At 72.1% G+C, this 18,244-nt stretch carries 16 protein-coding genes and 1 pseudogene; 11 read left to right on the forward strand and 6 right to left on the reverse strand.

What is annotated here, in order from left to right:
• The first annotated feature begins 36 nt into the window (after positions 1 to 36).
• From MKW14_RS06115 to MKW14_RS06135, 5 genes are all read left to right on the forward strand, one after another.
• On the forward strand, positions 37 to 2,076 hold the full coding sequence (locus MKW14_RS06115; protein WP_240859503.1) for a bifunctional aldolase/short-chain dehydrogenase: 2,040 nt from the start codon (positions 37 to 39) through the stop codon (positions 2,074 to 2,076).
• On the forward strand, positions 2,073 to 3,521 hold the full coding sequence (locus tag MKW14_RS06120) for a rhamnulokinase (RefSeq protein ID WP_240859505.1): 1,449 nt from the start codon (positions 2,073 to 2,075) through the stop codon (positions 3,519 to 3,521). Before MKW14_RS06115 ends, MKW14_RS06120 begins: the two co-directional genes overlap by 4 nt.
• 72 nt (positions 3,522 to 3,593) lie before the next feature.
• Positions 3,594 to 4,349 carry a (Fe-S)-binding protein gene (locus tag MKW14_RS06125; RefSeq protein ID WP_240859507.1) on the forward strand — a complete coding sequence of 252 codons (756 nt, stop codon included), beginning with the start codon at positions 3,594 to 3,596 and terminating at the stop codon, positions 4,347 to 4,349.
• Complete coding sequence (locus MKW14_RS06130; protein ID WP_240859509.1) at positions 4,346 to 5,833, forward strand: LutB/LldF family L-lactate oxidation iron-sulfur protein; 1,488 nt, start codon at positions 4,346 to 4,348, stop codon at positions 5,831 to 5,833. The genes MKW14_RS06125 and MKW14_RS06130 overlap by 4 nt, the downstream gene beginning before the upstream one ends.
• The gene (locus MKW14_RS06135; RefSeq protein ID WP_240859518.1) at positions 5,830 to 6,486 is read left to right on the forward strand and encodes a LutC/YkgG family protein; all 657 of its coding nucleotides are present in this window, start codon (positions 5,830 to 5,832) and stop codon (positions 6,484 to 6,486) included. The genes MKW14_RS06130 and MKW14_RS06135 overlap by 4 nt, the downstream gene beginning before the upstream one ends.
• A gap of 2 nt (positions 6,487 to 6,488) precedes the next feature.
• On the opposite strand, the gene MKW14_RS06140 is transcribed toward MKW14_RS06135, so the two are convergent.
• Positions 6,489 to 7,067, reverse strand: coding sequence for a hypothetical protein (locus tag MKW14_RS06140; protein WP_240859520.1), 579 nt, complete (start codon positions 7,065 to 7,067; stop codon positions 6,489 to 6,491).
• Between the two features lie 146 nt (positions 7,068 to 7,213).
• On the opposite strand from MKW14_RS06140, the gene MKW14_RS06145 reads away from it, so the two are divergent.
• Positions 7,214 to 8,071: an AAA family ATPase gene (locus MKW14_RS06145; RefSeq protein ID WP_240859667.1), complete on the forward strand. Its 858-nt coding sequence runs from the start codon at positions 7,214 to 7,216 to the stop codon at positions 8,069 to 8,071.
• Positions 8,068 to 9,423 (forward strand): vWA domain-containing protein, encoded by a 1,356-nt coding sequence (locus MKW14_RS06150; protein WP_240859522.1) that lies wholly within the window; start codon positions 8,068 to 8,070, stop codon positions 9,421 to 9,423. The genes MKW14_RS06145 and MKW14_RS06150 overlap by 4 nt, the downstream gene beginning before the upstream one ends.
• Positions 9,424 to 9,429: 6 nt before the next feature.
• On the opposite strand, the gene MKW14_RS06155 is transcribed toward MKW14_RS06150, so the two are convergent.
• Positions 9,430 to 9,792 carry a cupin domain-containing protein gene (locus MKW14_RS06155; protein WP_240859523.1) on the reverse strand — a complete coding sequence of 121 codons (363 nt, stop codon included), beginning with the start codon at positions 9,790 to 9,792 and terminating at the stop codon, positions 9,430 to 9,432.
• 133 nt (positions 9,793 to 9,925) lie between these two features.
• Between MKW14_RS06155 and MKW14_RS06160 the strand changes: the two genes are divergently transcribed.
• The gene (locus MKW14_RS06160; RefSeq protein WP_240859524.1) at positions 9,926 to 10,321 is read left to right on the forward strand and encodes a nuclear transport factor 2 family protein; all 396 of its coding nucleotides are present in this window, start codon (positions 9,926 to 9,928) and stop codon (positions 10,319 to 10,321) included.
• Here the strand turns inward: MKW14_RS06160 and MKW14_RS06165 are convergent.
• From MKW14_RS06165 to MKW14_RS06180, 4 genes and pseudogenes are all read right to left on the reverse strand, one after another.
• A complete protein-coding gene (locus tag MKW14_RS06165) occupies positions 10,316 to 11,299 on the reverse strand; it encodes a threo-3-hydroxy-L-aspartate ammonia-lyase (RefSeq protein WP_240859525.1) in 984 nt (327 codons plus the stop codon). The genes MKW14_RS06160 and MKW14_RS06165 overlap by 6 nt on opposite strands.
• 437 nt (positions 11,300 to 11,736) lie before the next feature.
• Positions 11,737 to 12,411 (reverse strand): annotated as a pseudogene (locus MKW14_RS06170) (helix-turn-helix transcriptional regulator); the annotation flags it as partial.
• Between the two features lie 17 nt (positions 12,412 to 12,428).
• Positions 12,429 to 13,787: a DUF8825 domain-containing protein gene (locus MKW14_RS06175; RefSeq protein ID WP_240859526.1), complete on the reverse strand. Its 1,359-nt coding sequence runs from the start codon at positions 13,785 to 13,787 to the stop codon at positions 12,429 to 12,431.
• Positions 13,788 to 13,854: 67 nt separating this feature from the next.
• Positions 13,855 to 15,084: a 4-hydroxybenzoate 3-monooxygenase gene (locus MKW14_RS06180; RefSeq protein ID WP_240859528.1), complete on the reverse strand. Its 1,230-nt coding sequence runs from the start codon at positions 15,082 to 15,084 to the stop codon at positions 13,855 to 13,857.
• Positions 15,085 to 15,282: 198 nt separating this feature from the next.
• On the opposite strand from MKW14_RS06180, the gene MKW14_RS06185 reads away from it, so the two are divergent.
• From MKW14_RS06185 to MKW14_RS06195, 3 genes are all read left to right on the forward strand, one after another.
• On the forward strand, positions 15,283 to 16,521 hold the full coding sequence (locus tag MKW14_RS06185; protein WP_240859529.1) for a PP2C family protein-serine/threonine phosphatase: 1,239 nt from the start codon (positions 15,283 to 15,285) through the stop codon (positions 16,519 to 16,521).
• A 130-nt stretch (positions 16,522 to 16,651) separates the two neighbouring features.
• Entirely contained in the window at positions 16,652 to 17,452 is an 801-nt protein-coding gene (locus tag MKW14_RS06190; protein ID WP_240859531.1) for an SDR family NAD(P)-dependent oxidoreductase, read from the forward strand.
• Between the two features lie 35 nt (positions 17,453 to 17,487).
• Entirely contained in the window at positions 17,488 to 18,237 is a 750-nt protein-coding gene (locus MKW14_RS06195; RefSeq protein ID WP_240859533.1) for an SDR family NAD(P)-dependent oxidoreductase, read from the forward strand.
• Positions 18,238 to 18,244 lie beyond the last annotated feature (7 nt).

An 18,244-nucleotide genomic window follows, 5' to 3' on the forward strand; every position in this document is an offset into this window, starting at 1 on the left:
CCCACCGTTCCGACGAAGCAAGGAAGAGACCCGCTCATGGCACCCCACCCCGAAGCCGCCGCTCTGCTGGCCCGTTCGCACCGGCTCGGCTCCGATCCACGTAACACCAACTACGCCGGCGGCAACGCCTCGGCGAAGGGCACCGAGACCGATCCCGTGACCGGTGGTGACGTCGAGTTGATGTGGGTCAAGGGGTCCGGAGGTGACCTCGGGACGCTCACCGAGGCCGGACTGGCCGTCCTGCGGCTCGACCGGCTGCGGGCGCTCAAGGGGGTGTATCCGGGGGTCGAGCGTGAGGACGAGATGGTCGCCGCCTTCGACTACTGCCTGCACGGCAAGGGTGGTGCGGCTCCGTCCATCGACACGGCGATGCACGGGCTCGTCGAGGCCGCGCACGTCGACCATCTGCACCCCGACTCGGGGATCGCGCTGGCCTGCGCCGCCGACGGGGAGAAGCTGACCGCCGAGTGTTTCGGGGACAGCGTGGTGTGGGTGCCGTGGCGGCGGCCCGGGTTCCAGCTGGGCCTGGACATCGCGGCCGTGAAGGAGGCCAACCCGCAGGCCATCGGCTGCGTGCTCGGCGGTCACGGGATCACGGCGTGGGGAGAGACGTCCGAGGCGTGCGAGCGCAACTCGCTGCACATCATCCGGACCGCGGAGGCGTTCCTGGCGGAGCGCGGGAAGCCTGAGCCGTTCGGACCGGTGATCGAGGGCTACGAGGCGCTGCCCGACGAGGAGCGCCGGGAGCGGGCCGCCGCGCTGGCGCCGTACGTCCGGGCCCTCGCTTCCCAGGACAAGCCGCAGGTCGGGCACTTCACCGACATGGAGGTCGTGCTCGAATTCGTGGCGCGGGCCGAGCATCCGCGGCTGGCCGCGCTGGGCACCTCGTGCCCGGACCACTTCCTCCGGACGAAGGTACGGCCGCTCGTCCTCGACCTTCCGCCGACCGCTCCGCTCCAGGAGGCGGTGACCCGACTGAAGGAGCTGCACGCCGAGTACCGCGAGGAGTACGCCGCCTACTACCAGCGGCACGCGCTGCCCGACTCCCCCGCGATGCGGGGCGCGGACCCGGCGATCGTGCTGGTGCCGGGGGTGGGCATGTTCTCGTTCGGCAAGGACAAGCAGACCGCGCGGGTGGCCGGTGAGTTCTACGTCAACGCCATCAACGTGATGCGGGGCGCCGAGGCGGTGTCGACGTACGCGCCGATCGAGGAGTCGGAGAAGTTCCGCATCGAGTACTGGGCGCTGGAGGAGGCCAAGCTCCAGCGGATGCCGAAGCCCAAGCCGCTGGCGACCCGGGTGGCGCTGGTGACGGGGGCCGGCAGCGGGATCGGGAAGGCGATCGCCGAGCGGCTGGTCGGTGAGGGCGCGTGTGTCGTCATCGCCGATCTGAACGCCGAGAACGCGGCCGCCGTGGCCGAGGAGCTGGGCGGGTCGGACAAGGCAGTCGCGGTGACCGTCGACGTGACGTCGGAGGAGCAGATCGCGGAGGCGTTCAAGGCGGCCGTGCTCACGTTCGGCGGGGTCGACCTGGTGGTCAACAACGCCGGTATCTCGATCTCCAAGCCGCTGCTGGAGACCTCGGCGAAGGACTGGGACCTGCAGCACGACATCATGGCCCGCGGTTCCTTCCTCGTCTCGCGGGAGGCGGCCCGGGTGATGATCGCGCAGGAGCTGGGCGGCGACATCGTCTACATCGCCTCGAAGAACGCGGTCTTCGCCGGTCCCAACAACATCGCCTACTCCGCCACCAAGGCCGACCAGGCCCATCAGGTGCGGCTGCTGGCCGCCGAGCTGGGTGAGCACGGCATCCGCGTGAACGGGGTGAACCCGGACGGCGTGGTGCGCGGGTCCGGGATCTTCGCCGGCGGCTGGGGCGCGCAGCGCGCGGCCGTGTACGGGGTGCCGGAGGAGAAGCTGGGCGAGTTCTATGCGCAGCGGACCATCCTCAAGCGCGAGGTGCTGCCGGAGCATGTCGCGAACGCGGTGTTCGCGTTGACCGGCGGTGAGCTGACCCACACCACCGGCCTGCATGTCCCGGTCGACGCCGGTGTCGCGGCCGCGTTCCTGCGATGAGCGGCGCCGTGAAGTCGTACGCCGCGGTCGATCTCGGCGCGTCCAGCGGGCGGGTCATGGTCGGCCGCGTGGGCCCCGACAGCCTGGAGCTGTCCGAGGCGCACCGGTTCGTGAACCGGCCGGTGCGCGTTCCGGAGGGGCTGCGCTGGGACGTCCTCGCGCTGTACGGGGGTGTGCTGGACGGCCTCAGGGCGGCCGGGCAGGTCGACTCGGTCGGCATCGACAGCTGGGCCGTGGACTACGGTCTGCTGGACGCCGACGGGGCGCTGCTCGGCAACCCGGTGCACTACCGGGACTCCCGCACCGAGGGCGTTGCGGAGAAGGTGTGGGCGAGCGTGCCGGCCGAGCAGCTGTACGCGGCGACCGGGTTGCAGTACGCGCCCTTCAACACGCTGTACCAGCTGGTCGCGGCCCGGGATTCCGCTCAGCTCGCCGCCGCCCGGCGCCTGTTGCTCATTCCCGATCTGCTGTCGTACTGGCTGACCGGCGAGCAGGGCACCGAGCTGACCAACGCCTCGACGACCCAGCTGATCGATCCCCGCACGCGCGCCTGGTCGTACGACCTCGCCTCCCGGCTGGGCGTCGACCTCGGCCTGTTCGCTCCGCTGCGCCGGCCCGGCGATCCGGCCGGGGTGCTGCGGGCGGAGGTGCTGGAGGAGACCGGGCTCGCGGGTCCGGTGCCGGTGACGACGGTCGGCTCGCACGACACGGCGTCCGCGGTGGCCGCCGTGCCGGCGGACGGCGAGCGGTTCGCGTACATCTGCACCGGCACCTGGTCGCTGGCCGGGCTCGAACTGGACGCGCCCGTGCTGAGCGAGGAGAGCCGGGCGGCCAACTTCACCAATGAACTGGGCCTGGACGGCACGGTCCGGTATCTGCGCAACATCATGGGGCTGTGGCTGCTGCAGGAGTGCGTACGGGCCTGGGGCGAGCCGGAGTTGGGCGGACTGCTGCTGGAGGCGGCCGAGGTGCCCGCGCTGCGGTCGGTGGTGGACGCGGGGGACGCGGCGTTCCTGGCGCCGGGCCGGATGCCGGAGCGGATCGCCGAGGCGTGCCGCGCCTCGGGGCAGCCGGTGCCGGGGACGCCCGCCGAGATCACCCGGTGCATCCTCGACTCGCTGGCCCTCGCGCACCGCAGGGCTGTCGAGGACGCGCAGCGGCTGGCGGGTCACCCGGTCGACGTCGTGCACGTCGTCGGGGGCGGCACCCGCAACGCGCTGCTGTGCCAGCTGACCGCCGACGCGTGCGGGCTGCCCGTGGTGGCGGGCCCGACGGAGGCGGCCGCCCTGGGAAACGTGCTGGTCCAGGCCCGGGCACACGGGCTCGTCGGCGATCTCGCGAGCGGACGGCGGCTGCTCACCCGTACCCAGCCGCTCACCCGGTACGAGCCGCGGGGCGACACGGCGCCGTGGCGGGAGGCGCAGGCCCGGCTCGCCGACCGGTGAGGGGGGGCTCCCCCGCGCCCGCCGGGCCGACTACTCTGCACTCATCCGATGATCTATTCACGAGGAGCCGCGATGCGTGTCGCTCTGTTCCTGACCTGCGTCAACGACACGCTGTATCCGGACACCGGGCGTGCTGTGGTGAAACTGCTGACCAGGCTGGGCGTCGAGGTCGACTTCCCGATGGCCCAGACCTGCTGCGGGCAGGCGCACTACAACACCGGTTACCGGCATGAGGCCGAGCCGCTCGCCCGGCATTTCTCCGATGTCTTCGGCGAGTACGAGGCGATCGTGACGCCGTCCGGGTCGTGCGGGGCGATGGTGCGGGAGCTGTATCCGCGGATGGGTGAGCGGGCCCGGGCCGAGGGGCGCGGGGACACCCTCGCCGCGACGCTGGCGCCGGTGGTGCCGAAGACGTACGAGCTGACGGAGTTCCTGGTGGACGTGCTGGGGGTGACGGACGTCGGGGCGTACTACCCGCACCAGGTGACCTACCACCCCACCTGCCACGGGCTGCGCGGACTGGGCCTCGGCGACCGGCCCCGGCGGCTCCTCCAGGCCGTCAAGGGGCTGGAGCTGGTCGAACTGCCCGGCGCCGAGGAGTGCTGCGGCTTCGGCGGCACCTTCGCGCTGAAGAACTCCGACGTCTCGGCCGCGATGGGCGTCGACAAGGTGCGCAACGCCGAGTCGACCGGCGCCGAGGTGCTGTGCGCGGCCGACAACTCCTGTCTGATGCACATCGGCGGCACCATGACCCGGCTCGAGGTGGGGATGAAACCGGTGCACATCGCGGAGATCCTGGCGAGCACGGAGGAGGAGCCGGCCGTATGAGCGGGACGTATCTGGGAATGCCGGCCTTTCCCGAGGCCGCGCACGAAGCGGTGGGCAACCAGACCCTGCGCGGGAATCTGCGCCACGCCACGCACACCATCCGCGCCAAGCGGGCCAAGGCGGTCGCGGAGGTGTCCGACTGGGCACTCCTGCGGGAGGCCGGCAAGCGGATCAAGGACCATACGCTGCGGCATCTCGACCGCTACCTGGTGCAGCTGGAGGAGTCGGTCACGGCCGCGGGCGGCACGGTCCACTGGGCCGCCGACGCCGACGAGGCCAACCGGATCGTCGCCCGGCTCGTGAAGGAGACCGGCGAGTCGGAGGTCGTCAAGGTCAAGTCGATGGCCACGCAGGAGATCGGGCTCAACGAGGCCCTGGAGGCCGAGGGCATCCGGGCCTACGAGACCGATCTGGCCGAGCTGATCGTGCAGTTGGGCAAGGACCGGCCCTCGCACATCCTGGTCCCGGCCATCCACCGCAACCGGGGGGAGATCCGGGACATCTTCCGTAAGGAGATGGGCGAGTGGGGCCGCCCGGCCCCCGAGGGCCTGAGCGACACGCCCGCCGAACTCGCCGAGGCCGCACGGCTCCATCTGCGCGAGAAGTTCCTGCGGGCCAAGGTCGGCATCTCCGGCGCCAACTTCATGGTCGCGGAGACCGGCACGCTGGTGGTCGTGGAGTCGGAGGGCAACGGGCGCATGTGCCTGACCCTGCCGGAGACGCTGATCTCGGTCGTCGGCATCGAGAAGATCGTGCCGACCTGGCGGGACCTGGAGGTGTTCCTGCAGACGCTGCCCCGCTCCTCGACGGCCGAGCGCATGAACCCGTACACCTCGATGTGGACCGGTACGACGGACTCCGAGGCGGCTGACGGGCCGCGGGTCTTCCATCTGGTGCTGCTCGACAACGGTCGCACCGACACCCTCGCCGACGAGGTCGGCCGCCAGGCGCTGCGCTGCATCCGCTGCTCGGCCTGCCTCAACGTCTGCCCGGTGTACGAACGGGCCGGCGGGCATGCCTACGGCTCGGTCTACCCTGGCCCCATCGGCGCCATCCTCAGCCCCCAACTCCGGGGCACGGCGAGCGAGATCGACGCCTCGCTGCCGTACGCGTCGTCGCTGTGCGGCGCCTGCTACGAGGTGTGCCCCGTCGCGATCGACATCCCGGAGGTGCTGGTGCACCTGCGGGAGCGGGTCGTGGAGGGCGGTCCGGCGGTACGGCAGGGCAACAAGGTGGTACTCAAGCCCGCGAAGGGACATGCCGCCGAACGGGCCGCGATGCGCGCCGCCCGCTGGGCGTTCACCCACCCCGGCGCCCTGCGCGGCGGCCAGCGACTCGCCTCCCGCACCCGTCGGCTGCATCCGCGGACCCTGCCCGGGCCGGGGCGGGCGTGGAGCGGCAGCCGGGATCTGCCGACCCTCCCGGCGGAGCCGTTCCGGGACTGGTGGCAGCGCACGAACGGTGGAAAGGGCGGTGCCAAGTGAGCAGCAGGGACAGGATCCTGGGCCGGGTGCGGCGCGCGCTGGCCGATGTGACACCGGACGAGCGGCCGTACGAGCAGGCGGTTCCGCGGGAGTATCTGCGTGAGCACGGTGAGCGGAGCGTCGAGGAGACGGTGGATCTGCTGGCGGAGAATCTGGCGGACTACCGGGCGATCGTGCACCGGTGCGCGACGGGTGAACTGGCGGCCCTGATCGGCCGGTTGCTCGCCGAGCGGGGTTCGAAGACGGTGATGGTGCCTGCGGGGCTGGAGAGAGGGTGGCTTTCGGGCGCCGAGGTCGAACACATCGCGGATCTCGCCGAAAGCACCCCGCACGAGCTCGACCGGGTAGCCAGTGTGGTCACGGCATGCGCCCTCGCCGTCGCCGAGACCGGCACCATCGTGCTCGACGGCTCCCCCGATCAGGGCCGGCGCCGTATCACCCTGGTCCCCGACCATCACATCTGCGTCGTCCGGGTCCCCGACCAGGTGGTCTCCTCCGTGCCCCAGGCCCTCGAACGCCTCGACCCGACCCGCCCGTTGACCTGGATCTCCGGCCCGTCCGCCACCAGTGACATCGAGCTGGACCGGGTCGAGGGGGTGCACGGGCCGCGCGTCCTGGAGGTCGTGCTCGTGAGCGGGGAGGCGGAGGCCTAGCGTCAGCAGTACGTCATCGGGCAGCCGCGGCGCAGTGAGTGCTCGGCGGCACGCAGGTACAGGGCGACGTAGAAGGCGGTGTCCAGGTCCTCGCTCCAGGGGCCCGGGCGGACGGCGGCCAGTTCCTTCGCCTCGCCCTCGAGGAACCAGAACGTCAGGCCGAGGTTCCCGGGCTCCTGCGGCACCTCCGGCGGCAGCCCGATGACCTCCGCCAACCGCCGGGCCAGGGCGAGCACCTGCGGCGCTCCCGCGATCACGGTCGTGTCGGTGTAGGCGGATCCGACGGGCAGTTCTATCTCCTCGTCCAGGGACACCGGCACCAGCACCGTCCACTCGCCGAGGGTGTCCTGCTCCCGGGGCGTCAGGTGGGCGCGGCACAGCGCGGCGAACCCGTCCATGGGAGGGCTGATCTTCTCCTCGAACCAGGCGTTCGGTTCCTCTTCCGCGACCGGCTCGTACCGCGGCAGCCCGCGCCGCTCCAACTCCTCGTTGAGCCCCGAGGCGACGGCTCCACGACCGCCCTCGTCCTCGTCCTCGTCGGCCCATTCCCGCGCGCCCACACTGACCAGATAGATACCCATGCCCGGAAGGTAGCGCCCGCCACTGACAATCAGCGGCCGGTCCTTCCGCCGGCGGACTCGCGCGGGCTGCGGATTCCGGGGTGACACAAGCGGTGAACAAGCGCTTAGATAGTAGACCCGGTACCGCCGCCCACCTGGAGGCCCCGTTGTTCACGTCCGTCGACGACGTCTCCGCGCGTCTCGCCGCCACCGGTTATCTCGCCTCGCCGGCGGTGACCACGACCGTCTTCCTCGCCGACCGGCTCGGCAAGCCGCTGCTGGTCGAGGGCCCGGCCGGGGTGGGAAAGACGGAGCTCGCCAAGGCGGTGGCCGAGGTGGCGGGCGCACGGCTGGTCCGGCTGCAGTGTTACGAGGGCGTCGACGAGTCCCGTGCGCTGTACGAGTGGAACCACGCCAAGCAGCTGCTGCGCATCAGCGCGGGCCGCGACGAGACCTGGGACGAGACGCGCACCGACATCTTCAGCGAGGAGTTCCTGCTCACGCGCCCGCTGCTGACGGCGATCCGCGGCGACGAGCCCAAGGTGCTGCTGATCGACGAGACCGACAAGGCGGACGTCGAGGTGGAGGGTCTGCTCCTGGAGGTGCTCAGCGACTTCCAGGTGACGGTCCCCGAGCTGGGCACGATCACCGCGACCCGGCGTCCCTTCGTCGTCCTGACCTCCAACGCGAGCCGTGAGCTGTCCGAGGCGCTGCGCCGCCGCTGTCTGTTCCTGCACATCGGCTTCCCGGACGAGGAGTTGGAGCGCCGGATCGTACGGCTCAAGGTGCCCGGCCTGGACGAGGCGCTGGCCACCTCCGTGGTCCGGGTGGTGGGCGCGCTGCGCGCCATGGACCTGCGCAAGGTCCCCTCGGTGGCCGAGACCATCGACTGGGCCCGTACTCTGCTCGCGCTCGGCGCCGACACCCTGGAGGAGACCGTCGTACGCGAGACGCTGGGCGTGCTGCTCAAGCATCAGGACGACGTCCTCAAGGCCGCCGCCAAGCTCGACCTGGACGCGGTGTGACGGCGCCGGGCGTCGCGGAGCGGCTGACCTCGCTGGTCGGGGCGCTGCGCGCGCACGGTATGCGGATCGGCACCGGCGAGACCGTGGACGCGGCGCGGGCCGTAGCGGAACTGGGGCTGGGCGACCGGGAGTTGCTGCGGGAGGGGCTGGCGGCGACGCTGCTGCACGGCCCGGCGCAACGCCAGGTGTTCGACCCGGTCTTCGACCTGTACTTCCCGCGCGGCATCGGCGCGCCCGGGACCGGGCCGGCGGACCGGGACGACCTGCGCGACCGTCTCGCTGCCGCCCTCGCCGACGACGACGCCGCCCTGCTGGGGCGGTTGGCGGCGGAGGCGGTCGACGGCTTCGGCGGGTACGGCTCCGCACCCGGGTCGGACGGCTGGTCGTCGTACCAGACGCTGGAACGGCTGCGCCCGCAGACGCTGTTCGCCCGGGTCCGGGACGACGTCCGTGCCACGAGCGGCGGTTCGGGGTTCACCGACCGGCTGCTCGACGACGAGATCCGGCGGCGCATCGAGGCCTTCCGGCGGCTGGTGGCGGCGGAGGCGCGTCGGCGGGTGGCCGAGCGGCGCGACCGGGACCAGCTCGCCCGGCGCGCGGTGGCCACCACCCCCGACCGGCTCGACTTCCTCTACGCCGGCCAGGACCGGCTCGCCGAACTGCGCCGGACGGTGCGGCCGCTCGCCCGCAAGCTCGCCACCCGGCTCGCTGCGCGCCGGCGCCGGGCGGCGCGGGGCAGCATCGATCTGCGGCGCACGCTGCGCGGGTCCCTGTCGACGGGCGGGGTGCCGATGAAGCCGGTGCTGCGCAGACGCCGTCCCGTCCGGCCCGAACTGGTGCTGCTGTGCGATGTGTCGGGCTCGGTGTCCGGGTTCTCGGACTTCACGATGCTGCTGGTGCAGGCGCTGCACGACCAGTTCAGCAAGGTGCGGGTGTTCGCCTTCGTCAACCGGATCGACGAGGTGACGGGACTGCTGGAGCACGGCGCCGCGGACGCGGAGGGCCTGAGCGCCCGGATCCGGGCCGAGGCCACGCTCACGGGCTGGCACGGCAGCAGCGACTACGGCGTCGCGCTGGGCGAGTTCGCGGAGCGCTACGGCGACGCGGTCGGCCCCCGCACGACGGTGTTCGTGCTGGGTGACGCCCGGACGAACATGAGCGACCCGAACCTGGCGGCCGTACGCCACATCGGGGAACGGGCCCGCCGCGTCTACTGGTTGAACCCCGAGCCGCGCGCCCAGTGGGGCACGGGGGACTCCGCGGCACCGGAGTACGCCGAGCTGGTGGAGATGCACGAGTGCCGCAACGCCCGCCAGCTCGGCGAGTTGATCGCCCACCTTCTTCCGGTGTGATCCCTGCTAGCCCTTGGACTTCGCGTACTCCGTGGCCATCTGGCCGGCGAAGTCGTACACCACGCACGGCTCGTCGCTGACGACCCAGGCGTCATGGCCCGGAGTCACCACGAACACGTCGCCCGGTCCGACTTCCTGCTCGGCGCCGTCGTCCATGCGCAGCCGCATGCGGCCCGATACGCAGTAGCCGTTGTGGTGGACCTGGCAGCTTTCCGTCCCGGCGATGGGCGCGACGGACTCCGACCAGCGCCAGCCCGGTTCGAAGGTCCCCACGGCGAAGTCGAGTCCGCTCATATGGACCGCTTCGAGGTGTCCGCGCGGGAAGTCGCGCCGCTCGTCGGGCTTCTCGATGGCCTTGATCTCAATCATGTCGGCTCCCTCCATTGCGAGCCCTGCCCACGCCACCATCGTCCGCCCCTGCGGTCGACACCGCCATTCGGGTGAGCGCAGAATGACGGCTGGAAGCCGCAATCGCCGAAGCACCAGAAAGGTGGCGATCACCGTGGCCGAACACCCTCACGCACGTCTGGTCCGCACGGGCTACGAAGCCTTCTCGCGTGGCGACATGGACACCCTCCGCTCGATGATGACGAACGACGCCACGCACCATGTGCCCGGCAGTCACCAGCTGTCGGGCGACTGCAAGGGGATCGACGCGGTCCTCGAGTACTACCGCCGGCTCTACGAGGAGACGGGCGGCACCTTCAAGGTCGAACTGCGCAACGTCCTGGTGGACGGCCGCGGCCATGTCGTCTCCATGCACCATGCCACCGCCCAGCGCGGTGACAAGCGGATCGACGAGGACGGAGGCATCGTCTTCCGGATCGTCGGTGACAAGATCACCGATCTCGACGAGTGTGTCGAGGACCTCGACCGGACCGACGAGTTCTGGTCATGACGCCGTCGCCCGGCCGCACAGCCGGGCGAACCGGTCGGCGTCCACATTGCCGCCGGAGACGATGACACCGACCCGGCGGGGCAGCGCGTCCACCCGCCCGGCGAGCAGCGCGGCCAGCCCGGTGGCGCCGCTCGGCTCGACGACGATCTTCAGCCGCTCGAACGCGAACCGCATCGCCGCGCTGATCTCGTCGTCGGACACGAGTGCGATCCCGTCGACGAGCCGTTGGTTGACGGAGAAGGCCAGCTCGCCGGGCGTCTCCAGTGCCTGCCCGTCGGCGATGGTGCGCGGCACCGGGATGGTGACGCGCCGGCCCGCCTCCAGGGACCGTTTGGTGTCGTCCCCGGCCTCGGGCTCGACGCCGATCACGCGGAGGCCGGGGCTGACGCCCTTGGCCGCCGTGGCGCTCCCGGCGATCAGCCCGCCGCCGCCGACGGGCACGATCAGTGCGTCCAACTCCCCTGTTTCCTCCAGGAGTTCGAGGGCTGCGGTGCCCTGTCCCGCCATGACGTCGGGGTGCTCGTAGGGCGGGATGAGCGCGAGGCCGCGTTCGTCGGCGAGGGCTTCGGCGACGGCCGTGCGGTCCTCGGTGTAGCGGTCGTAGGTGACGATCTCGGCGCCGTAGCCCTCGGTGGCGGCCCGTTTGGAGGCGGGGGCGTCCTCGGGCATGACGATGACGGCCGAGGTGCCCAGTTCCCGGGCGGCCAGGGCGACGGCCTGGGCGTGGTTGCCGGAGGAGTAGGCGGCGATGCCCCGGGCCAACTGCTCGGGGGTGAGCCGGGAGGCGGCGTTGTAGGCACCGCGGAACTTGAAGGCGCCCACACGCTGGAAGTTCTCGCACTTGAGATGAACCTCGGCCCCGACCAGGGCGTCGAGGGTGCGTGAACGCAGCACGGGCGTGCGATGGACAACGCCCCGAAGCCGCGCCGCCGCGTCACGAACGGCGTCGAGGGTGACGGGCGGGGTACTGATCGTCACGCGGGTCCTCCAGCGGGGGTCGGGGCGGTGGTGGGGGCTGCGGGTCGTTCAACGGGGGTCGGAGCGGTGGCGGCGCGGGCGGCGGATCCTCCAGCCGGCGGCGGCGGGGTGGTGGCGGCGCGGGCGGCACATCCTCCAGCGGGGGTCGGAGCAGTGGCGGCGCCGGCCGCGGATCCCCCTGCCGGGGGCGGGGCGGTGGCGGCGCCGGCCGCGGATCCTCCAGCCCCGGTTGGAGCCGTAGCGGCACCGGCCACGGATCCTCCAGCAGTGGTCGGAGCAGCAGCGGCGCGAGCCGCGCGCCCGCTCGCGGGGGCCGGAGCGGTGGTGGCGCGAGCCGCAGATCCGCCAGCCCCGGGCGGAGCCGTAGCGGCACCGGCCACGGATCCTTCAGCCGGGGGCAGGGCGGCAGCGGCGCGAGCCGCGCGCCCGCTCGCGGGGGCCGGTGCAGCAGCGGCGCGGGTCTGGGAGAGGTAGTTGTAGGCGGAGGCTCGGGAGATGTTGAGGCGTCCGGCGACCTGTTCGACGGCGCGGCGCACCTGGAAGACGCCGTGGTCGTCGAGGGCGCTGAACAGCTCCAGGCGTTCGGCGCGGTCGAGGGCGGCCCAGGGGCGGTTGCGCCCGATCCGGTGGGCGTCGAGGAGGGCGTCGACGACGGAGTCGATGTCGTTGCCGAAGGTGGTGACCGGAGCGTCGGCCGCGCCGGCGGCGACTCCGGACAGGGCGCCGAGCAGGGCGTGGGCCTGCTGTACGGCGGTGATGTCGACGTTGACGCACAGGGCGCCGAAGACCGCTCCGGTGGAGTCGCGCAGCACCATCGTGGACGCCTTGACCAGCGTGCCGGAGCGGGTGCGGGTGACGTAGTTCAGCTCGTCCTCGGCCTGGTCGCCGCGGGCCAGGACGCGCAGGCCGATCTCGCTCATCGCGCCGCCCACGGCCCGCCCGGTCACCGAACCGGCGACGGCCACGACCGAGTTCTCCGGGTGGCGGTAGTCGTGCAGGACCGCCTCGGACACCGGTCCGAAGGTCGCCGCGATCCCCTCGACGACCGGACGCAGCGCCGCGAGGATCGCGTCCCGCTCGGCGTCGAGGGCCCGGTCCTCCGTGCCCTCCATGTCCTCCGCGTCATCCGTCACGAACCGTAGACTACAGGTCCAGCTCCTGGACGAACAGTCCAGGACGAGGCGCTGTCATGGGTCGCGGCGTACGTCAGCGCGTCCCGGGCGGCCTGTCGGTCGCCGACCGTCTCCCACCACGGGTGCGTGTGCATCTCCTCGGCGAGACGCCGGCACCGCTCCCGCGCGTCCGCGAGACGCTCCCGCTGCTCGCCGGTGATCTCGGCGCGGCCCGCCGCGATGTCCGCGCCGCTCGGCAGATGCGCGGCGATGTCGGCGGCGTGTTCCAGGGCCCGGGTGAACGTGCGCCGGGCGGCGACCAGATCACCCGGTATCACGAACTCCCCCACGACGAACGGGCGGGAGAATTCGGACGGTCCCGGCTCGGTGTGCCACGGCGAGGCGTCGATGGGCCGCTCGTCGTCCAGCGCCCGGTCGAGCTCGGCCCGCACCCCTCCGGCAGGCCCCTCCCCGCGCCGCTCCGCGCCGGTCGCGGGCCGCGCCGCAGGCACGACCGTGCCCGGGACCGGTTCGGGCCGGCCCTCCAGGAACTCCTCCTTGTCGGCCGGGGTGACCCACATGTGCCAGCCGCGCCGGCCCTCGGGGCGGGGCAGGTACAGGGAGACGAGCTCGCCGGTGGCGGTGCGCCGGATGACGTCCTCGTAATAGAGACCCCGGACCGGTTCCCACAGCGCGTGCCGACCGCCGCAGCGGCCCGCTCCCTGCTGGGGGCAGGGCACCGGATTGCTCCAGTCGCAGCGGGACATGTTCAGCTGCTTGATCCCGCCACGCACCGGGAGGGCGGCGCGGTCGGTGACGTCGCGCCAGCTCTGCACGTTCAGCCGGGCCCAGGGTGCGCGGTCGATCGGTATCGCGTTCTCGTTGTTCACCAGCCACAGCGGGGTCAGTCCCGCCCGGCGGGCCATCCGGGTGCGGTCGTCGACGGAACCGCCCGCTATCGCGGCGAGCTGGATTTCGTAGGCGAGCCGGCGGCTGTCGGCGCCCTCCACCGTGACGTCCACGCGGCCCTTTCCCCGCTCGCCCGCAGCCGGTCGCGTCACACGGAATCCCTCGCCCGACGCGACCTCGGCGGTGTATTCCCCCAGCGCCTTGTGGAGATCGCTTTCCGCCTTCGTCTCGGGGCGTTCCCCTTTTGCCACATGCATCGCGTGCGGACGGCCGTTGACCTTGCGGATGGTCATGAAGCCCGGGCAGACGAACCCCTCGTCCTCATGGGCTTCCAGGCAGTAGAGAAGATCCGGTTGGTAATTGCCGTAGATCTCGTCGAGCAGCCGGGGGTATTCGGGGTGCCCGAGATCGGCCTCGGTCAGATCGAGCGTGATACCGAGGCCCCTGTGCCAGACGCTGTAGGTCATATGGCGAGAGTAGGACGTGCCACTGACAATGAGCTCCCGGAAAGATCACGGAGGCCCGGAAAGAGCGTCAGGGTTTTCGGGAACCGACGGAATTGGTCTCCGGATCGAGGCCCGTCATGAGTTCCGCGAAAGCGCCCGCCGCGGCCTGGGAGCTGAAGAGCCGGTCGAGGCGGGCGCGCGCGAGGTGGCCGAGGAACGGCCCGGCGTCGGTGTCGTCACCGGCGTCGTGCACCGTGCGCGTCAGCCAGTGGGAGAACTCCTGGTCGTTCCAGACGCGGCGCAGACAGCGGCGCGAGTAGGCGCGCAGACCGGTGTCGTCGTGGTCGTGCACGAAGTCGCGTACGGCGCGGGCGAGGACGTCGGCGTCGTAGAGGGCGAGGTTCATGCCCTTGCCGCCCATCGGGGAGACGATGTGCGCGGCGTCGCCGACCAGGAAGAGGCGGCCGTACTGCATCGGGTCGTGGACGAGACTGCGCAGCCGGAAGATCTCCCGGTCGGTGATCGGGCCGGAGGCCAGCGCCGGGTCGCCGAGGCGCGTGCGCAGGGCGTCCCAGACGCGGGTGTCGGGCCAGGCGTCGGGGTGGTCGTCGGGCGGGCACTGGAGGTAGTAGCGGCTGCTGCGCGGCCCGCGCGGGAAGTGCGCGGCGAAGCCCTGGGGGCTGACGGCCAGGAGCGGGTGGGCCGGGGGCGGTGCGTCGGCGAGGACGGTGAGCCAGCCGATGCCCTGGTCGAAGGTGTGGGCGGTGAGGGCGCCGGCGGGGACCGAGGCGCGGCTGATGCCGTGCTCGCCGTCGCAGCCGGCGACGAACGCGCAGGTCAGGGCGTGGAGCGTGCCGTCGGGGGCGCGGTAGCGGACGGTGGGGCGCTCGCGGCTCAGATCGTGCAGGGAGACGTCGGCCGCCTCGAAGCGCAGGTCGCCGCCGTCGGCGAGGTAGTGGACGGTGAGCTTCTGGACGAGGACCTGCTGGGGGCAGAGCTGGGCGGCCGGGCCGTCGGAGCCGTCGCCGTCGAACACGAAATGGCTCTCGCCGTCCACCCGGAACTCGAGGATGCCGTCGTGCGGGACTCCGCCCAGGACCCGGTCGGCCAGCCCCCAGGAGTCGAACATCCGCACGGCTCGGGTCTCCACGATGCCGGCCCGCTGCCGCTGCGCGACGTGCTCACGGCTGCGTCGTTCCAGCACCACGCAGTCGACGCCGCTGCGCCGCAACAGGTTGGCGACGGTCAGGCCGGCGGGTCCCGCACCGATCACCACCACAGTGGTCGACTCCGCCAACTCCCCCTCATTTTCAGCCACTTGGCCACCTCCTGGGTCAGGGTAGCCGAGCGGGGCCGATCCCAGGAGGGCCGACGGCCAGGTGAGTACGGCGGCCGGGTTCCGCCGTGGCCGCGTCACCCGGCGGACCCGGACGGAGCACTCCCGCACCCCTGCGGCGTTTTCCCCTCTATCGTGGAAAATCATTCATATAACGGCTCGGGGCGAGGCAGGCAGTGCATGACGGAACCGCAGATCGACTACGCGGCGGTCTTCCGAGGTCTCCCGGGCATGGTGGCCCTGCTGACCCCCGACCTGGTGTACGCGGACGCCAACGAGGACTTCCAGCGCCTGTCCGGACGCACCCGCGAGCAGTTGGTGGGCCGCTACATCTTCGACGTCTTCCCGGAGAACCCGAACGACCCGGCGGCCGCCGGCATGCGCGACGTGAAGGCCTCGATGCTGCGCGCGGTCGCCACCGGCGAGCGCGACACGATGGCCCTGCAGCGTTACGACATCGAGGACCCGGAGCGGCCGGGGCACTGGCAGGAGCACTACTGGAGCCCGGTCAACGCGCCCATCCTCGGCCCGGACGGGAAGGTGGCCCTCATCGCGCACCGGGTGGAGGAGGTCACGGAGCTCATCCGGGCCCGCGGGGGCACCGGCAGCAGCGACCGGCAGGCCCGTGTGCTGGAGGCGGAGCTCTACACGCGCGCGCGTGAGCTGCAGGAGGTCAACGAACGTCTGCGCCAGGCGCATGCCCGGGAGCGTGAGGTGGCACTCGCGCTGCAGGCGGCGCTGCTGCCCGCCCCGCGGCCGATCGAGCAGCACCGGACGGCCGTGCGCTACCGGCCCGCCATCGGGGCGCTCAACGTGTGCGGCGACTGGTACGACCTGGTCGACCTGCCCACGCCGGGCGACCGGATCGCGGTGGCGGTCGGTGACGTCGTCGGCCACGGTCTCGCGGCCGCGTGCGTCATGGGGCAGCTGCGCAGCGCGCTGAGCTCGGCGTCCCGGGTCGTGGAGGGCCCGGCGCAGGCGCTGGACGCGCTGGGGCTGTACGCCCGCTACGTCGAGGGCGCCGAGTCGACGACGGCGGTGAACGCCTTCGTCGACTGGGACGGCCACACCATCACCTACAGCAGCGCCGGTCATCCACCGCCCGCCCTGGTGGACCCCGAAGGCGCCGTCACCTTCCTGGACCAGGCCACCGACCCGCCGCTCGGCGCCCGCCCGGAGCACCTCCCCCGCCCCCAGGCCACCGTGTCCTTCACCGAGGGCGCCACCCTGGTCCTCTACACGGACGGGCTGATCGAACGGCGGGACGAGGACATCGACGTCGGTCTGGCCCGTCTGGCCGACTCCCTCGCCCGCCACCGCCAGGCCGACCCGGAGCCCCTGGCCGACGCCCTGCTGGCCGATCTCCTCCCCGCGACCGGCAGCACCGACGACACCGCCCTGGTCGTCCTGCGGCTCTGAGCCGGCCGCAAGGGCCGGAATCGGGTTCAGTCCGCCCGGGGCTTGTCGCCCCCGCTCAGCCGACCGTAGACTCCGACAAACTGAAGCTAGTTCAGTTCATGTAGGAGTCGTGACTCGGGAGGGCGCAGCAGTGGGTTCCCTGGATGGCAAGACCGCGCTGGTCACCGGCGCGGGGCAGGGCATCGGGCGGGCGATCGCCGTGGAGCTGGCCCGTCGGGGCGCGTCCGCCGTGGCCGTCGCCGACCGCGACGCGGAGACCGCCGCCGAGACCGCGGCCCTGGTGCGTGCCGCCGGGGCCCGCGCGGAGCCGATCGTCTGCGATCTGCGCGTCCGCGACGACATCGCCGGCATGGTCACGCGAGCCGCGGGGCGCTTCGACGGACTCGACGTCCTGGTCAACAACGCCGGGGTGATCGAGACCGCGTTCACGGCCGAACCGGACCGCGGGGTCGACTCCCTTCCGGAGGAGGTCTGGGACGCGGTCTACGAGGTCAACCTCAAGGCCGTGTGGCTGACGACGAAGTTCGCCGCACCGTATCTGCGCCGTTCCACGCGCGGGCCCGCCATCGTCAACACCGCCTCCGTCTCCGGCCTCACCGGCTTCGCCAACGCGCCCGCCTACGGCGTCACCAAGGCCGGCGTCATCCATCTGACCAAGGTCACCGCCGTCGACCTGGCCCCGGTGCGCTGCAACTGCTTCTGCCCCGGTGTCATCGAAACGCGGCTCACCCGGAACTTCCTCGCCGCCGCCGCGGACCCCGAGGCGGCCGAACGCGAGCTGACCGCGCCCCAGTTGGTTCAGCGGCTCGGACGCCCGGAGGAGGTCGCCGCGCTGGCGTGCTTCCTCGCCTCCGACGACGCCGCGTTCATCACGGGGTCGTCGTACGTCATCGACGGCGGGGCCCTCGCCTGGCTCGGCGTACGGGACTGACCACCACCGACACGACCGCGAGGCGAGGGGATCCGATGCGCTCCAGGATGGCGGGAAGGACCGTGCTGGTGACCGGTGCCACGGGAGGCATCGGCGACGCCGTCGTGCGCCGGCTCGCGGGCGAGGGCGCGGCGGTCGTGGTGACCGACCTCGACGCCGGCCGCTGCGAGCAGCTCGCCCAGGAGGTCGGGGGCGGCGCCCTGGGGCTGGCCCTGGACGTCTCGGACGAGGCGGCCTGGCAGCAGGTCGTCGCCGAGGTGACCGCCCGGCGGGGCGAGTTGTCCGTGCTGGTGAACAACGCCGGCATCGCCGGCATGAACACCGTCGTGACCGAGACCATGGAGTCCTGGGAGCAGGTCCTCGGGGTGACCCAGACCGGTGTGTGGCTCGGCATGAAACACGCCGGGCCGTCCATCGAGCGGGCCGGCGGCGGCTCCATCGTCAACGTCGCGTCGATCTTCGGCACGGTCGGCGGGTTCGGCGCCCAGTTCTCGTACCACGCGGCCAAGGGCGCCGTACGTCTGATGACGAAGAACGCCGCGCTGTACTGGGCCAAGCGCGGTGTCCGGGTGAACTCCCTGCATCCCGGATTCATCGAGACACCGCGCTCGCGCGAACTGTGGCGCGGCACGCCCCGGTTGGCCGCGATGCTCGAGGGGACGCCGCTCGGCCGGCTCGGCACGCCCGAGGAGGTGGCGGCCGCCGTGGCCTTCCTCGCCTCGGACGAGTCGAGCTTCATGACCGGGTCCGAACTCTACGTCGACGGCGGCTGGACCGCGCGGTGAGCGGCCC

Source organism: Streptomyces gilvus, assembly GCF_022513565.1.
Lineage (GTDB): Bacteria > Actinomycetota > Actinomycetes > Streptomycetales > Streptomycetaceae > Streptomyces > Streptomyces gilvus.